The 16,956-nt window shown below is 62.4% G+C and carries 9 protein-coding genes; 4 read left to right on the forward strand and 5 right to left on the reverse strand.

Annotated features, from left to right (window positions below; all coding sequences use genetic code 11):
* Window positions 1–60 precede the first annotated feature (60 nt).
* Both MRBLSP13_RS03900 and MRBLSP13_RS03905 read left to right on the forward strand, forming a co-directional pair.
* Window positions 61–2,631: a TonB-dependent receptor gene (locus MRBLSP13_RS03900; RefSeq protein WP_363752809.1), complete on the forward strand. Its 2,571-nt coding sequence runs from the start codon at window positions 61–63 to the stop codon at window positions 2,629–2,631.
* Window positions 2,625–4,745, forward strand: a complete 2,121-nt coding sequence (locus MRBLSP13_RS03905; RefSeq protein WP_363752812.1) for an Atxe2 family lasso peptide isopeptidase — start codon at window positions 2,625–2,627, stop codon at window positions 4,743–4,745. Before MRBLSP13_RS03900 ends, MRBLSP13_RS03905 begins: the two co-directional genes overlap by 7 nt.
* A gap of 162 nt (window positions 4,746–4,907) precedes the next feature.
* On the opposite strand, the gene chrA is transcribed toward MRBLSP13_RS03905, so the two are convergent.
* Both chrA and MRBLSP13_RS03915 read right to left on the reverse strand, forming a co-directional pair.
* Window positions 4,908–6,311, reverse strand: a complete 1,404-nt coding sequence (chrA, locus tag MRBLSP13_RS03910; RefSeq protein WP_363752815.1) for a chromate efflux transporter — start codon at window positions 6,309–6,311, stop codon at window positions 4,908–4,910.
* The gene (locus tag MRBLSP13_RS03915; RefSeq protein WP_363737547.1) at window positions 6,308–7,264 is read right to left on the reverse strand and encodes a chromate resistance protein ChrB domain-containing protein; all 957 of its coding nucleotides are present in this window, start codon (window positions 7,262–7,264) and stop codon (window positions 6,308–6,310) included. The genes chrA and MRBLSP13_RS03915 overlap by 4 nt, the downstream gene beginning before the upstream one ends.
* A 47-nt stretch (window positions 7,265–7,311) precedes the next feature.
* Between MRBLSP13_RS03915 and MRBLSP13_RS03920 the strand changes: the two genes are divergently transcribed.
* Window positions 7,312–8,679, forward strand: a complete 1,368-nt coding sequence (locus tag MRBLSP13_RS03920; protein ID WP_363752818.1) for an alginate export family protein — start codon at window positions 7,312–7,314, stop codon at window positions 8,677–8,679.
* A 70-nt stretch (window positions 8,680–8,749) separates the two neighbouring features.
* Here MRBLSP13_RS03920 and MRBLSP13_RS03925 read toward each other — a convergent pair whose 3' ends face one another.
* Window positions 8,750–11,158 carry a TonB-dependent receptor gene (locus MRBLSP13_RS03925; protein WP_363752821.1) on the reverse strand — a complete coding sequence of 803 codons (2,409 nt, stop codon included), beginning with the start codon at window positions 11,156–11,158 and terminating at the stop codon, window positions 8,750–8,752.
* 319 nt (window positions 11,159–11,477) lie between these two features.
* Entirely contained in the window at window positions 11,478–12,527 is a 1,050-nt protein-coding gene (locus MRBLSP13_RS03930; protein WP_363752824.1) for an NADP(H)-dependent aldo-keto reductase, read from the reverse strand.
* Between the two features lie 293 nt (window positions 12,528–12,820).
* Between MRBLSP13_RS03930 and MRBLSP13_RS03935 the strand changes: the two genes are divergently transcribed.
* The gene (locus tag MRBLSP13_RS03935) at window positions 12,821–15,190 is read left to right on the forward strand and encodes a TonB-dependent receptor (protein WP_363752826.1); all 2,370 of its coding nucleotides are present in this window, start codon (window positions 12,821–12,823) and stop codon (window positions 15,188–15,190) included.
* On the opposite strand, the gene MRBLSP13_RS03940 is transcribed toward MRBLSP13_RS03935, so the two are convergent.
* Complete coding sequence (locus MRBLSP13_RS03940; RefSeq protein ID WP_363752829.1) at window positions 15,160–16,956, reverse strand: molybdopterin-dependent oxidoreductase; 1,797 nt, start codon at window positions 16,954–16,956, stop codon at window positions 15,160–15,162. The genes MRBLSP13_RS03935 and MRBLSP13_RS03940 overlap by 31 nt on opposite strands.

Consider the following 16,956-nt stretch of genomic DNA (forward strand, 5'->3'; position numbering starts at 1 on the left):
TCAGAACCCGGCGTCTCCCCGCCAACCAGCCACGACGTGGCCAGGGGGAGACACAGGATAATGGTTCGATTTGACGCAAGATATCTGTTCAACAGCATCGCTGCCGTGGCGCTGGTGGCGGGCCCTTCGGTCGCGCGAGGCCAGGACGTAAAGCGCCATGCCTTTGAAGTGCCGGCGCAAGATCTGGGCGCGTCGCTCCAGGCGCTGGCACTTCAATCCGGCATCACCGTGCTGGTCGACAGCAAGATCTTGGCGGGCAAGCAGGCCCCGCCGCTTCACGGTTCCTACACCGTCGAGGAAGCGCTGCGCATCCTGCTCGACCGATCCGGGCTGGCATACACGCCTGTCGATGGCGGCTTTGCCGTACGGCAGGTCCGCACAAGCCGTGACGACAGTTCGACAAATGACCGGCAGGATATCGTCGTCACGGGAAGCCGGCTGCGCGGTGCCGCGATTGCTTCGCCGGTGGTCCGGATCGGTCAGGAAGAGATTCGCGATTCCGGCCAGGCTGGGTTGGGCGACGTTGTCCGCCGTATCCCGCAAAGCTTCGGAGGCGGGCAGAACCCCGGCATCGGCATGAATGTCCCCGACGCCAGCGGCGTCGACGTTGGCGGCGGATCATCCATCAATCTGCGCGGCCTTGGGAGCGATGCGACGCTCACGCTGCTCAATGGTCGCCGTCTCGCCTATACGGCAGTTCGGCAGAGCGTCGATGTATCGGGGATCCCGGTGTCGGCGGTCGATCGCATCGAGGTCGTACCGGACGGCGCCTCGGCGATCTACGGCTCGGACGCGGTGGCCGGCGTCGCCAACGTCATCCTGCGCCGTGACTATGATGGCCTCGAAACCAGCGCGCGTCTGGCCGGAACCACGGACGGAGGTGACTTCCAGCAGCAATATGGCGCGCTGGCCGGGCGCAAATGGGCATCGGGCGGGCTGTTCGCCGCCTATGAATATGGCAGCAACAGCGCGATCCGCGCGAGCCAGCGGTCCTATGCCGCGACACGCTCGCCGGGGCTCGATCTGTACCCGGCGCTGCGCCATCACAGCGTCCTTGCCAGCGGACATCAGGACCTGGGCGGCGGCCTGACCTTCTCGATCGACGGACTCTACAATATCCGTTGGAGCGACCTGACATTTCCGACGGTTGCAGGTGGCGATCTCGACGAAGGCAAGGCGACCTTCTCCTCGGTCGACAAGTCCTTCGGCGTCGCGCCGACCCTTACGCTCGATCTGTCCGGCGGCTGGCAGATTGCGCTTGGCGGCACCTACGGCAAGGAACGGGTCGACTATCATCAGGTCGAATGCGCTCTCGCGGCCTGCAACGACTCCGGCCCCAGCTTCTATCGCAACACGGCCAAATCAGTCGAGATCAATGCCAATGGCGATCTCTTCCGCCTGCCCGGTGGCATCGCCAAGATCGCCGTTGGCGGCGGCTATCGTGACATCGGCTTCCAGCGGTTCGTCGGGGCCGGAAGTGCGGTCAACACCGTCGCCTCCCAGGACAATCTGTTCGCTTTCGGGGAACTGAGCCTTCCCCTGATCGGCCCGGATCAGAATCTGCCGCTCGTGACCAAGGTCGATGCCAGTGCCGCCTTGCGCTATGAGCGTTACCCCGGCATCGGCGAAGTCGCCACGCCCAAGCTCGGTCTGTCATGGGCGATGACGCCCGATATCAGCGTCAAGGGAAGCTGGGGCAAATCCTTCCGCGCGCCAACGCTCTATCAGCAGTACCAGCCGCGCGCGGCCTACCTGTTTCCTCCCGCAGCGCTGGGTGCCACGGGGACGTCGGCAAGCGCGGGGGCCATTCTCATCCTCGGTGGCAATCCCGATCTCAAGCCGGAAAAGGCGACGACCTGGTCGACCACGCTTGCGCTGCATCCGCGCGCACTGCCGGGCGCGAGCCTCGAGGTCAGCTATTTCAGCGTACGCTATCGCGACAGGATCGTATCGCCGATCACCTTGCTGGCCCAAGCCTTGAGCAATCCCATCTACCGCGACCAGATCATCTTCAACCCGAGCGAGACCGCGCAGGCCGCAGCCATCGCCAGTGCGGGCACCTTCCTCAACATTACCGGCGTGCCCTATGATCCGGCGAACGTCGTCGCGATTGTCGACAATGCCAATCTCAATGCCGGCCGCCAGCGCGCGCGGGGCGTCGATATGCTGGCGAGCTACAATGCCGCGATTGCGCCGGACCAGCGACTGCGCCTGTCGCTCGACATCGCCTATCTCGAAAGCGACCAGCAACTCAGCGCTGGTCAGCCCACCTATGACCTTGCCGGCACCATCTTCAATCCGCCCCATTGGCGCGGACAGGCTGCGGTCGCTTGGACTGGCGGCAATCTTACTCTGGCGGCCAACGGCAATTACACCGGCGGTGTCAGCGATACGCGCTCGACGCCAGCCGTGCATATCAAGGCGATGACCACGCTCGATCTCACCGCACGCTACCGGGTCGATCCCGAGGCACCGCTCGGCGGCCTCGAGTTCAGCCTGTCGGTCCAGAACCTGTTCAACGACAAGCCCGATCCGATCGCCACCTCGATACCCTACGACACGCCTTACGATTCGACCAATTATTCACCTGTCGGCCGGATGATCGCCTTCGGGATCACCCGGCAATGGTGAGCGTAGACGTCCGGGGCCGCCTCGGCATAGCGGCCTTGTGCCTGCTGTTTCCCGCCGCGGCGTGGGCGAACTGCGAAGATGTGCTGCCGGCGCATGAAGCATCGAGTACCGCGAACCGCAACCTGACGGCAGCGGACCTCATCCAGCTGCGCGAGATCGGCGATCCCGATTCCGCGGTCTTCAATGGCCCGAGCCCGTTCGCGGTGTCGCCGGACGGCAGTCGTATCGCTTATATCATCAACCGCGCCGATCTCGCGACGAACAGCTATTGCCGCGCACTGGTCGTCAGTGGACTGACGGGCGTCGGCCCACCCGATATTGTCGATCGGGGCGGCGAACTCATCAAGATCATGGACGTGCAGCGCGGCTTCTACCTGCCGAGCGGCGCCACGCGTACCATCGTTCCGTCCTGGTCCCCTGATGGGGGAAGGCTAGCCTATCTGCGGCGCGACAATGGCGTGACGCAGGCGTGGGTGGCACAGGCGGACGGCGGCGGGGCGCGCGCGGTCACGCGCTCGGACGTCGATGTCGAAGCCGTGGCTTGGAGCAAGGACGGATCACGGTTGCTCTACGGCGCGCGAAAAGGCGCGGCGGCCGTGCAGAAGGAGCTTGATCGCGAGGGCCAGTCAGGGTGGCTGTACGACCGCAGGGTCTCGCCAGAGATTTCCGCGCGGCCACTCACCCCAGCTACCGAAGCGCTGGACGTCAGCACCGTCGATTTGCGTACCGGCGCGGTCGTGCCAGCAGATGCTGCGGAGCAAGCGGCAGTCGAACGCGCCGCACCTGCCGACATGCCGGTGGATCCGCAAGCCATCCGTGCTGACGGTCGCAAAGCGCACCTCAAGCGTCCGGACACTTCGCCGCTGACGCCCGCGAGGCTTTTTGTCACGAACGGCGACAGCAGTCGGCACTGCGATGCCGAGGCCTGTGCCGGCGGTATCGTCTCCCTTTGGTGGCAAGGCGCATCAGTGCTTATTCTGCGCCGGGAAGGCTGGGCCAAGGAAGCGATGGCGCTCTATCGCTGGCGACCCGGCGCTGCCCGTCCGACCGCCCTATTGCGCACAACCGACGTGCTGCACGGCTGCGTAATGGCTGCTACCGAACTGGTCTGTACCCGCGAAGACAGCAGGGCCCCGCGCAGGATCATCGCCATCGACATCGCGAACGGCAGGATGCGCACCATTTTCGATCCCAATCCCGAATTTTCCGGCATTCGCCTGGGTTCCGTCACTCGGCTCAGATGGCGCAACGATCTTGGTCTGGAAGCATGGGGCGACCTGGTTCTGCCGCCGGGGCACAAGCCCGGACAGAAACTGCCGATGGTCGTCGTGCAATATCATAGCGACGGCTTCCTGCGCGGTGGCACCGGCGACGATTATCCGATCTTCCTGCTCGCCCAGCGCGGGATCGCCGTGCTCAGTACCGAGCGGCCCAATTTCTTCGCCGCGGCCTTTCCCCAGCTCAAGACCTGGTACGAGATCAATGCCGCCAACCAGAAGGATTGGGGTGAACGCCGCAGCCTGCTGTCATCGGTCCTTACCGGCGTGCACGTGGCCGTGGATCAGGGCGACATCGATCCCGCGCGCGTGGGCATCACGGGCCTGAGTGACGGCGCGTCGACCGTTGCCTTCGCCTTGATCAATTCGAAGGCATTTGCAGCCGCGGCGCTCAGTACCTGCTGCATGGAGCCCAATACCACGGCCACCTATGGTGGCATCGCCTGGGCAGAGTGGCTGCGCGGCATGGGCTATCCGCCCGCAACCCGGGACAATCCTGGCTTCTGGCGCGACATGTCGCTGGCGCGAAACGCTACCTGGATCGATACGCCGCTGCTCATGCAACTCGCCGACAATGAGTTCCGGCTGGCGCTCGAAGCCTTTGGCGCCCTGCACGAGCAGAACAAGCCAGTGGAGATGTATGTCTATCCCGACGAATTCCACGTGAAATGGCAGCCGATCCACCGGCGCGCCGTCTACGACCGCAATCTGGACTGGTTCTCCTTCTGGCTACAGGGCCGGGAGGATTCGGATGCCGCCAAGATTGAGCAATATCGTCGTTGGAACGGGATGCGACAGGGAACTCCCCCTGCCTCATTGACGGTTCCAGTCCGCTGATGTGCTGCTCCCGACTAGCAGATTTCGGTTGCAAAAGTCGAATAGCGACGGCCTCTCGGGGGGATGAGAATGCCAACTGTCGATCCCAACCGGTCAATCCGCGAACGATCGCGAGCGACCTTGGGGCAAAAAGGCGCTGCTTGGTCGAGTTGAAGCTCCCGATTACACGATCAAGAGGTAGGCAGAACCCAAGACAGCAGAAGCGAGGAGAACCGGGATCATACCAATTTTTAACCTGAAAACAGCCAGCGCGGCGGCCATTGCCAGGAGAAGCGCGGGCACATTCAGCGATGACAGTACAGGCACGTCGAAGCCGCCGCCAACGCCGCCCACAGTCCGGACCCGCGTGAAGAGCGTGTGGATGGCAAACCAGATGGCGAGGTTCATGATCACGCCGACCACTGCCGCCGTTATCGCCGTCAACGCCGATGAGAGGGCCCGGTTGCCGCGCAGGCGCTCGACAAAAGGTGCGCCGGCAAAAATCCACAGGAAGCAGGGCACGAACGTTACCCAGGTGGTGAGGATCGCGCCCAGCGTTGCAGCGAGCAGCGGAGGGAGTCCTGATGCTTCGCGAAAGGCAGCCAGAAAACCAACAAATTGCGTGACCATGATGAGTGGCCCCGGCGTTGTTTCGGCAAGACCCAGGCCATTGAGCATTTCACCAGGCTTCAGCCAGCCATAGGTGCCGACCGCTTCCTGTGCGACATAAGCGAGCACCGCATAAGCGCCGCCGAAGGTCACGACCGCCATTTGGCTGAAGAATGTGGCAATTTGAGTGAAAACATTGTCTGGCCCGGCAAGGACGAGCAACGCTATCACCGGAGCGAGCCAAAGAACGAGAAAAGCGCCCGAGATTTTGAGTGACCAGGAGAGATTGGGACGGGCATGGTCCGGAAGACCTTCGCCCAGCGCAGTTTCGGCGTCGTGAACGATCTTGCCGCCAGCAGGGCCATGACCGCCGCCGCCCTTGAACGCAGAAAGGCCGGCGCGCCCGCCAACATACCCACCGATGCCCGCAAGAAGGACGATCAGCGGAAACGGCGCGTCGAGGAAAAAGATGGCGACGAACGCCGCTGCCGCTATTCCTCGCATCACGTTGTTCCGGAGCGCTCGCGATCCCACGCGCACGACAGCCTGGATGACGACGGCGAGAACAGCAGCCTTGAGGCCGAAGAACAAACCCTCTATCAGCGGGGTCTGCCCGAGCAGCACATAGATGCAGCTGAGGCCAAGAATGGCGAGAAAGCCGGGCAGGACGAACAGGCATCCGGCTACCAGCCCGCCCTTGGTCTTGTGCAGCAGCCACCCGAGATAGGCGGCAAGCTGCTGCGCTTCGGGCCCAGGCAGCAACATGCAGTAGTTCAGTGCATGCAGAAATCGTTCCTCCCCGATCCACTTCTTCTCTTCGACCAGGATGCGGTGCATGACCGCGATCTGGCCGGCAGGCCCGCCAAAGCTCAGGGCGGCAATGCGCGCCCACACGCCTGCCGCTTCGGCGAACGGAATGCCGTGATCGCCTGTGCCCTGGACCGGCGCGTCAGCAGGAGCAAAGGGAGCAGCAGTCATTGTTCGGTTCCCCTCGCGCTGAAGAATGCATGGAACTGGTTGAGCGTTTCGCCCGCCTGGGCGATGCGCTGAAGGTCGTCGTCGGTGGAAGCGCACACCCCGGAAAGGATCGCTCCCAGTCCCGCTGTTTCCGGTCGGTTGAACTTGCCGTCCGCGATATCGAGGTCATGGATGATTTCGCCGATGGCTGCGAGGGCAGGATCATCGGAAAGACCCGCTCGCAGCATGATCGTCTCGAAGCTGCATCGATCTTCCTCATGGGTGAACTCCGCTTCAGCCATGTCGAAGCGCAGTTCGTCCGGGCCGGGCAGATAGGTGCGGGCATCAACGAATTTGAAGGTGGCCACCGGGTCGACGAACCGGCGAATAAGCCAGGCACAAGCAATCCGATCGACATGAACCCCGCTGCGCGTCACCCAGACCTTCGATTTCAGGTCCGGCGGGTGTTCGGCCGGAGGCTCGGTGCGGCTGATATCAGGATGCTCGTAGCGTTGGCGGACAAGCTCAGCGAGCGCAACCTCGGCATCCTGGCGGCGTTGGGCCCTGAAATAGTCGAGTGCCAAGACCTCGTTCATTCGTTTCTGAAGCCGCGCAATTTCGCTTCCGCTGGCGGGGCCGGTTTCCAGAAGGCGTCGGGCGCTTTGCGTAATTTCGTCATAATCCGCGTCCCGTGCGCCATCGAAAAGCGCCTGAATGTCCGCATCGTTCATGCCGGCGAGCAGTCTGGCTTCGATCAGGATCGCTTCGCCCCCACCGGCGACGATCTCATTCAGCAGTTCCTGAAGAGTTGCTTCGTGCTCCAGTGTCTTCGGCAGCACGTGGACGGCGTTCTTGATTGCCACCGCGCCGATTGCTTGCAGACGACGCCAGATTTTCACGCGCAGATAGGGCGGTTTCGTCGGAAGCTGGTGGAGTAGAGCAATCCACTCGACAGGGGCTGTTGCGCGTTTCATGATATTACTATATCTCATTTTCTATATATATAGAATAGGTATATCATATGTGGCGTGAAAAGCTTGTCATGCGGACGCGATGGGTTTTGGCCGCAGGCGGGGCGTTTGCAGCCAACGCCAGCCCTGCCCAGGCTCAAGAGGCGATAGAGGGGTTTTCGATTTCGGGAGCGATGCGCCTGCGTTATGAGGCGATCGACGGCCAAGCCCGTGCAGGCTTCAACAAGAGCGACGATATGGTGAACCTCCGCACCAATGTGCTGGCTCGGTTTCGCAAGTCCGACATCGAGGTGGCTGTCGAGCTTTATGACAGCCGGGTTTGGGGTGATCGCGTCGGGACGCCTGTATCGACGAATGAGGTCAATGCGTTCGAACCGGTACAGGCCTATATTGCAGGCACGTTGACAGACCCGCTTGGCGACCGGTCGAAGATCTCGATCACGGCGGGACGGATAATGCTCAATCTGGGTTCTCGCCGACTTGTGGCAGCCGACGATTATCGTAACACCACCAACGGCTATACGGGATTGAAAGTTGATCTTTCCGCGAAGGGTGGATGGAAAGGGACTTTCATCTACACATTGCCGCAAATTCGCTTGCCCGACGCTCTCCACGATGTGCGTTCGGCGAAGGTGAAGCTCGATAAAGAGAGCTTCGATCTTGTGCTATGGGGCGGTCAGCTAAGCCGCGCGAAAATGATCGGTCCGGCGACGATCGAACTTACCTACTTCCATCTAGGTGAGCGTGATGCTCCAGGCCGCCCCACTCGCGATCGTTCATTAAATACATTCGGTGGCCGAGTGATGCTCGATCCCAAGCCAGGACAGTTCGATTACGAGATAGAAGGTTTCTACCAGACAGGCTCGGCAAGTATCTCGGCGTCGCCTACGGCCGCGCATCAAAGCGTCGCTGCCAATTTCATTCACGTCGATGCGGGCTATACCTTCGCGGGTGCCTGGACGCCTCGTTTTTCAATTGAATATGACCGGGCAAGTGGTGACAAACCGGGTGGGAAGTTCGGCCGTTTCGACACGCTCTTTGGCATGCGGCGTGCCGATCTTGCTCCGGCGGGCCTCTATAACGCGCTTGCGCGCACCAACATCGAAACTGTCGGGGTAAGGTTCGAAGCCAAACCCAGTCGACGCCTCGACTGGTTCGCGGTCTACAGGCCCATGTGGCTTGCATCGCGCCAGGATAGTTTCTCATCCACCGGCGTTCGCGATGCTACAGGGAGGGCCGGTGATTTTTCTGGCCACCAGTTGGAGGGCCGCATCCGTTACTGGCTCGTACCGCAGCGCCTGCAGTTCGAATTTGATGGCCTGGTGCTGTCCAAGGGGCGGTTCTTGCGGGATGCACCGAATGCCACCGCAGGACGATGGACGCGGTACGCCTCATTCAATCTGAGCGCGATCTTTTGAGAGTTGCACCCGCAGTGCGACGAGTTTCCTGCTCCGGCAAATTCGGGGACCGCCCGCCCCCAAGGGGCCTTCAATATTGATATACGACCTTGAAGAAGATGGTCCGGGGCGCGTTTTGCGCGCCCTGAACAAGCTGCGTTCCCGCAAAGGGGCCGGCTCTGAGTGGCGTGCTGACCGGTGAAAGGGTCGAGAAGTAGAAGGCGTTCCCAATGTTGCGGGCCGTCAGCGTGAAATCCCAGCGCCGGTTCGCGGTGGTGAAGCCGATGAACCCGTTCACGAAATGCTTGTTGCCGATTCGATATTGCGGGCTGTTGAGCAGGTCGGAGAAATAGGATGTCTGCCAGTTCACGCTGCTGCCCAGCTTGATCGTGCCGACGCCGCCGATCGGGATGCCATAATCCGCCGAAGCGAAATATTGCCATTCCGGCTGGCCCGAAAACGCCTTTCCCGTGTAGTTGTAGGCCGGAACCGTTCCCAGGGTCGGCGCAGAATAGTCGTCAAACCGCGTCTTGAGGTACGTTACGTTGAGCGCCAGCGACAGATTGTCGACCGGCTGTAGGGATGTCTCCAGCTCGAAGCCCTGGGTATACGCCGCCGGCGCGTTGCCGCGGGTGCTCACATAGGTGCCAGAAATAGGGCTGAAGGCTGACACGGCCGTCTGGAGATTTTTGTAGTCGTTGTAGAAGCCCGTCAGGTTGACGCGCAGGTGGCGGTTGAACCACTCGCTTTTAACGCCGCCTTCATAGGTGCTGACCGTTTCCGGTGCGTATGGCAGAGCGGTGGCGAGGTTGAGGGCGCGATTGTTGAACCCTCCCGCGTCGAAGCCCTTGGCAAAGCTTGCGAACAGGAAGATGGCGGGCGTGACCTGATAGGAGAGGCCGAGCTTCGGAGTGAAGGCGTTCCACGTCTTGTGGTTGAGCACGTTGGCGTTGGTGAAGTTGATCTGGGATGCGGCGATGTTGACGCCGAGAGCCGGGATCGCACCCCCGGTCCGCACCTGCGGATAGAGCGTCGGATCGATCGGATTGCCGTCGAGGTCGTCATTCACGCCCTGAAAGTCGAAGGCCCGGCGAATGGTGATGTAGCGTCCGCCGGCTGTCAGCGTCAGCCGGTCGGTCAGACGATAATTGGCTTGCAGATAGGCCGAATAGTTGCGGGTGATCGTCCTGCCGATTTGGTCGAATGGCGCGGCCGGTAGCGCGGTGTCCGACGCTGGAAGGCCGGTGACATAGCCGATGCGGTTACTCCGGAAATTTTCGAACAGATAATAGAGTCCGCCAGTAAAATCGAGGCGATTCCAGTCACCCTGCACCTGCAACTCTTGGGTGAAGCTTTTCTGCTTGTACACGATATAGTTGTCCGAGATGTCGACCCGGCGCGGCTGGGCGCTGTTGTAGGGAAGGCGGTTCTGGCCGTCATTATTGTAGTTGACCGGGTTCTGGTCGAACGCGCGCAACGCGGTGATCGAGTGGATCGAGAGATGCGGCGAGAGGTCGAAGTCGATCCGGCCCGTAAGCCCCCCGGAGTGCGACCGGTTGATGCCGTAGCGCCCGGCATAGCTCACATTGTCCCCGAACGCCGAAAACTGCGTCGGGCTGAACAGCGTCCCGCCGGTGATGGCGCCCAAGCCGGACAAGGCGGGATTTGTGGCGTTATAGGTGGTCGGGACATATTGCGCGGCCTGCGAATGATCGACCGTGCCGTCTGCGGTGAGGATGAACTTCAGCGTGCTGGACGGCGTGAAGACCAGCTTCACGGGGCCGCCATCTGTATTCTGGTTGTTCACGCGACGCTGGAGTGATGGGTTCCAAGTATAGCCTTCATGCTCGTCATGCGCGAATGCGATGCTTGCAGCCAGCAGGCCCGGCATCAGCGGGCCGGCGACATAGGCGTGGGCATTGAAGGCCTTGTAATTGCCGTAGCCGGCGTCAAACCGCAGATTGAGTCTGTCGCCCGGCGTACGCGTGACGTAACGAACAGCGCCGCCCGCCGAATTCGCGCCGAACAGAGTGCCTTGCGGCCCTCGCAGCACTTCTATCCGTTCGATGTCGGTCAGGTCCGACATGCCGTTGATCGCGCGCGGCAGATAGACATCGTCAATATAGATGCCGACCGTTGGGTCGAAGATCGGATCACTGTTGCCGATGCCGCGAATGAAGAAGGTATTGGTCAGCGGCGTGATTCCGGTTGGCGGCGTGTAGAGGCCCGGTATTTGCCCGGCGAGATCCCGGGTCGTCAGGACATTCTGGTTGCTGCGAAAGGTCTCGTCGATCACGCTGACCGCGACGGGCGTGGACTGGAGCCTGGTTTCCTTTCGGGTGGCTGTGACGACGATATCGCCAAGGCCGTTGCCGGCGTCCGGCGCTTTCACAGGGTTTGTCGGTTCCGTTGCCAACGCTGGCTCGATCGACAGGAGAGCGAACGAAACGACAGGCGGGGCGGCGGCTGCGCGCAGCCACTCCCGATTGATCGACGGCATATGATATCCTTCTTGGCTGAGGCTCGGGCGTCGCGGCGCTCAAGGCGCCTGACGCCGATCGACACATGGGCAAGAGCTGCCGGTTGAGGATTACACCTCCATATCGCCTCATCGGGACAATGCCCCCCCCAGGGCTTACGCCCTTGGCGGTAAAACTACTAATTTAGTAGAGAATGTATAATGAACTTTGCTGAGCCTGAAAGAAAGCCGGCTCAACCAATGAGTGTTGCTGATCGGAGCGGATTGGCCGCTCATGGGTAGGGGAACGGGGTGGCAGGCGATGGGCGGGGTGCCATCAACCGGCGCTCGACCGGGGCGGTCAGGGGCAGGGGTCGGGAATCTCCCGATGCACCGCTTCGATGGCCGCGACGGCTTCGGGCGACAGGACGATGCTGGTGCTTGCGATATTCACTTCGAGCTGTTCCATGGATGTTGCGCCAATGATGTTGGCCGTCACGAAATCACGACTGTTCACATAGGCGAGCGCCATCTGCGCCGGATCTAGGCCGTGCGCATGAGCGATGGCGACATAGCGGGCGCTGGCCGTCCCCTGCCCCGGAAGGTCATAGCGGCCGAACTGCTTTGCGACATCCCGGCGTGAGCCAGGCGGAATGACGCCGCCTAGATATTTACCGGTGAGGTTGCCGCCGGCCAAGGGGGAATAGGCGAGAAGACCGACCCCTTCCCGCAATGCGAATTCGCTAAGCCCGCCCTCGAACGTGCGATTGAGGAGATTATAGGCGTTCTGGATCGAGGCGATGCGGGGCACCCCCTGATCGCGCGCGAGCCGCAGATATTCGGACACGCCCCAAGGCGTCTCGTTGGAGACACCGACATGCCGCACTTTGCCGGCCCTGACCAGGCCGGCGAGCGCGTCGAGCGTCTCCTCGATCGGCACTATCTCCGGCATGTCGTCGATCTGCGCGAGGCCGCGCGCGCCGAAGGACGGCACAGGGCGGTCGGGCCAATGGACCTGATAGAGATCGACATAGTCGGTCCGCAGGCGCTTGAGGCTGTCGTCGATCGCCTGCTCGATATTGCGCCGGTCCAGCCGGTTGTTGCCGCCGCGAAATTCCCGTACGGGATCGCGCGAGGGGCCTGCGACCTTCGTCGCAACGATGATGTCGTCGCGCTTGCCGCGCCTAGCGAGCCAGCTCCCGATAAATTCCTCGGTTTTCCCCTGCGTCTCTCGGCTGACAGGCGTGACCGGGTAACCTTCGGCCGTGTCGATGAAATTGATTCCTTGTCCGATCGCATAGTCGAGCTGGGCGTGCGCCTCCGCCTCGCTATTCTGCGATCCCCAGGTCATGGTGCCGAGGCAGATGAGGCTGACCTTGATATCCGTCCGTCCCAATGTCCGATACTTCATGAAGATGTCTCCTGTCGCCGACGCCGCCTTAGCCGAAAGAGGCCGCTGGCAAATGGTCCGAAACGCGGGTTGAGAATTTTTCACGTTTGTATGAGCGGCGTTAACCGAGGGCGGCCGGATCGAGGAAACGAGCGCAGACAGCGCGTTACCCAGCCGGATATATACGGCATGACGCATTCATCGTTGAGCAGCGCTCAATGCTTTCGCATTCGCAATAGGACGCCGCGCGATGCGCATTGGATGCATCGGGCTGTCCTTCCCTATGCGGTCCCCGATTTATCGAGGGGAAGAACATGCATCGTCGTCCAGCCCATATCATCCTGGCCCTGTTGGGCAGCGCTGCCGCGCTGTCGCTGCCCGCGACCAGTTTCGCCCAGAGCCCCGAGCCGGAGGGCGAAGCCGGCGAGGCGGCGGTGCAGGACATCGTCGTCACCGCCCGTTACCGGAAGGAAGACGCCCAGAAAGTGCCGATCGCCATCAGCGCGATCAGCGGAGATAGGATCGCGGCGCAGGGCGCGTTCAACCTCAAGCAGTCGATCCAGCAACTGCCAAGCCTAAACATCCAGGGCTTCAGCGGCCGCAACCAGACGATCACGATCCGCGGCATCGGCACCAATTCGGGCGGCACCAACGACGGGCTGGAACAGGGCGTCGGCCTCTATGTCGACGGCGTTTATCGGCCGCGCACCGGATCGGTCATCACCGACCTCATCGATGTAGAGAGCATCCAGTTGCTGCGCGGCCCGCAGGGCACGCTGTTGGGCAAGAACACCGTCGCCGGCGCGATCGACGTGAAGACCCGCGCGCCAAGCTTCACCAATGAAGCGAGGGCAGAAGCCAGTTACGGCAATTACGACTATGCTCGCGGATATCTTAGCCTCAACGCAGCGCTCAGCGACACGCTGGCGGTGCGCCTGTCCTATCTGCGGACCTCGCGCAGCGGCCTCATTCGCAACATCGTCTACAATGAAGATTGGGACAATCTGGACAATCATTCGGCGCGCTTCGACCTGCTCTACAAGCCGGCGGACAATGTCCGGCTGCGCTTCATCGCCGATTATTCGATCCAGAAGGGCGATGTGGGCTTCCAAAGCATCGCCCGCGTCCTGCCCACCACCCTGAACAACGGCATGCAGGTGCGCGGCTTCTACCGCCGCGCCGCCGATGTGGGCTATGCGCCGGGCAGCGTGAACGCTTTCGACAGGCAGGTCGATCTCGACAGCAGCCAATATGACAAGATGCCGAGCTACGGCTTCCAAGCGCAGCTCGACGTCGATCTGCCAGGCGTGACGCTCACGTCGATCAGCGCCTATCGCAACTGGAAGTGGATCCCCAATTATGACGGGGACCAGATCGGTGCGGAGATCTCGACGCTGGGCGTCGTAGATACCGACCAGCAGCAGGTGAGCCAGGAATTCCGCCTGGCATCCACCGGCGAACGCACGATCGATTTCAGCGCCGGCCTCTATTTCTTCTGGCAGGAGGCGGACGACAAGCAGCGGACGGTCTATGGCCGCGACGCAGTCGGCTGGCTCCGCACAGCCAACACCCCCACCGCGACTGTCTCTCCGCTGCCCTCGGCGATCCTCGACGGGCTGGAGGCGTTCGCCCATGTCGTGCCCGCGACCCATAGCTATGCCGCCTATGGGCAGGCGACATGGAACGTCTCGCCGCGCTTCCGCGTGACGGGCGGGCTGCGCTACACCTATGAGCACAAGACCGGCCTGTACGACGCCGAGGCAAGGGGTGATGTGACGCCGATCAGCGCGCTGCCCGCAGCGGTCCAAGCGACAGCCATCGCTTTGCGCGCCGCATACGCGCCTGTAGCGAGCTATTATGTCAAGAATAACAGCAACAATCTGTCGGGCACGCTGATCGCGGCCTATGATGTGTCGGACGATGTCCACGCCTATTACAGCTATTCGCGCGGCTATAAGTCGCCCGGCATCAACCTCGTCCGCCAGACTTTGGGCGTCGATGTCTTCGTGAAGCCCGAAAAGGTCGATGCTTTCGAACTGGGTGTCAAATCCCGGCTTGCGGAAGGCGCGGTCGAGCTGAACGGGGCGCTGTTCTGGACAAAAGACCAGAATTATCAGGCCAACTACGCCAATACGCAGGTCAGCCCGGCGGCCTATTATATCGCCAATGTCGGCACGCTGCGGTCGCGCGGTGTTGAGCTCGACGCCCGCTTCGCACCGGTCGAGGGGCTGAGCGCGACCTTCGCCGCGACCTATAATGATGCCAAATATACGCGGTATACGAACGCGGTTCCCGACTATCTGAACAGCTACCGGACCTCGATCGACCTGTCGGGCCGGCAGGCGTCGGGCGCGCCCAAATGGTCGCTCGGCGGTACGGTTGAATATGTCCATCCGGCGGGCGGCGAGAAGGAGTTTTATGTCGGCGCAGACGGCAGCTACCGCTCCAGCTATTTCGCGTCGGTCAATCTCGATCCCTTCTCGCGCGTGCCGGGCTCCGCCCTGTTCGGCGCCCATGCGGGGCTGCGTCGCTCCGACGGCAGGTGGGACGTGTCGGTCTGGGTCCGCAACCTGTTCGACAAGGATTATTACAACACGATCAGCGTCAACGCGACCTATGGCGTGGCGATGGCGGCGATCGGCGAGCCGCGCCTCTATGGGCTGACGCTGCGCGGCAAGATCTGAGGCGGATCGAATATAGTAACGCGGGGCGGTTCGCCCTCGAACCGCCGCGCTTCGATCAGGCAGGTCTGGGCGACGCAGCCCTGCGACAGGCCGGAAGCGCCGCGATCGAGCGTCAGCACATTGGGATTGCCATGGCGTTCGAGGTTCGGGCCGGGATCGAACCAAGCCCCGGTCGCAAGTCGCGCCACCCCCGGCATGATCGCATCACTCAGGATCGCACCCGCCAGGCACCGGCCGCGATCATTGAACAGTTCGACCAGATCACCATCGGCGATGCCGCGCGCCGCCGCATCGCCGCGATTGAGATAGACCGGCTCGCGTCCTGCCACCTTGCCCGCACGGCTATAGGGGCTTGCGTCGAGCTGGCTGTGCAGCCGTCGTTCCGGCTGGTCGGAGAGGAGGTGGAGCGGATAGACTTTGGCCTTCTCATGGCCGAGCCACTCGAACGGCTCGCGCCAGACCGGATGACCGGGGCAGTCGGCAAGATCGAAACGCGCGATCCGCTCGGAAAAAATCTCTATCCTGTCTGATGGCGTCGGCAGCGGGTACGCTCGCAGATCGCGGCGGAAATCTGCGTGCATGACATACGGCGCATCATGTGCGGACAGGTCGATCAGGCCGTTTTCCCAAAACTGGTCGAACTCGGGAAGGTTGATCCCGGTGGTGGCGATCTTCTCCGCGCTTTCGCGATAGAGGCGCCGAAGCCAGCCCATTGTGTCGAGCCGTTCGGTAAAGGCTTGCTCCGTCCCGAGCCGGCGGCTTAGCGCAGCGAAGATGGCGTGATCGTCGCGCGCCTCGCCCTGTGGTGGGACGGCCTGGCGCATGGCGACGAACAGTCCTTCGCGCGTGGCGAAACCGATGTCGTCGCGCTCCAGCGAGAGGGTGGCGGGCAGGACGATGTCGGCCTGCCGCGCAACCGGGGTCCAATATTGTTCCTGCACGATGATCGTGTCGGGCCGCGCCCAGCCCTGTCTCAGCCGATTGAGGTCCTGATGGTGGTGGAACGGGTTACCCCCCGCCCAGTGGACAAGCCTTATGTCGGGATAGCGATGGACCCCGCCATTATAGGTGAAGCGCTCTCCGGCACGCAGCAGCATGTCGGCGATGCGCGCGCAGGGGATGAAGGCCGAAACGCCGTTGCGCCCCTGCGGCAGGAATGGGCCGGGCAGGCGCGGATGCGGGCTGCCCATCACGTTCATCGCGCCATAGCCAAGGCCGTAGCCGCACCCCGGCAGACCGATCTGCCCGACCATCGCGGCGAGCGTCACCAGCGCCCAGAAGGGCTGCTCGCCATGCGCGGCGCGCTGCAACGCCCAGGCGCAGTTGAGCATCGTGCGGTGGCGCAGCAGGTCATGGCCAAGCGCGGCAATCCGGGCGGCGGGAACGCCGGTGATCGCGGCGGCCCATCCGGGCGTCTTGGGCGCCCCGTCCGCTTCCCCCAGCAGATAGGCGCGGAATATGTCGAAGCCGACCGTATGACTGTCGAGGAAGCCGCGGTCGAACAGCGGATCGTGCAGCACCACCCAGGCCAGCGCCAGCATCATCGCCGTGTCCGTATTGGGACGGATGGCGATCCATTCGCTCGCATCATTATCGCCCAGATTGTCGCCGACCGGGCCGATATTGACGATCTGCGCGCCGGCTTCGCGCAGACGTTTCAGACCGGAACGGGCGCGATGCCGGCCGGCGCCGCTGGAGGAGACGCGGGTGTTCTTGAGCGGCACGCCGCCGAAGCTGACGAACAGGGTACAATGCGCCTCCAGCAC

The sequence above is a fragment of the Sphingobium sp. LSP13-1-1.1 genome (assembly GCF_040676415.1).
Classification (GTDB): domain Bacteria; phylum Pseudomonadota; class Alphaproteobacteria; order Sphingomonadales; family Sphingomonadaceae; genus Sphingobium.

Bases quoted from the DNA above. Each gene is read 5' to 3' on its own strand.
- MRBLSP13_RS03900 (WP_363752809.1), top strand. From the start codon at position 61: ATGGTTCGATTTGACGCAAGATATCTGTTCAACAGCATCGCTGCCGTG.
- MRBLSP13_RS03905 (WP_363752812.1), top strand. From the start codon at position 2,625: ATGGTGAGCGTAGACGTCCGGGGCCGCCTCGGCATAGCGGCCTTGTGC.
- chrA (WP_363752815.1), bottom strand. From the start codon at position 6,311: ATGACTGCTGCTCCCTTTGCTCCTGCTGACGCGCCGGTCCAGGGCACA.
- MRBLSP13_RS03915 (WP_363737547.1), bottom strand. From the start codon at position 7,264: ATGAAACGCGCAACAGCCCCTGTCGAGTGGATTGCTCTACTCCACCAG.
- MRBLSP13_RS03920 (WP_363752818.1), top strand. From the start codon at position 7,312: ATGTGGCGTGAAAAGCTTGTCATGCGGACGCGATGGGTTTTGGCCGCA.
- MRBLSP13_RS03925 (WP_363752821.1), bottom strand. From the start codon at position 11,158: ATGCCGTCGATCAATCGGGAGTGGCTGCGCGCAGCCGCCGCCCCGCCT.
- MRBLSP13_RS03930 (WP_363752824.1), bottom strand. From the start codon at position 12,527: ATGAAGTATCGGACATTGGGACGGACGGATATCAAGGTCAGCCTCATC.
- MRBLSP13_RS03935 (WP_363752826.1), top strand. From the start codon at position 12,821: ATGCATCGTCGTCCAGCCCATATCATCCTGGCCCTGTTGGGCAGCGCT.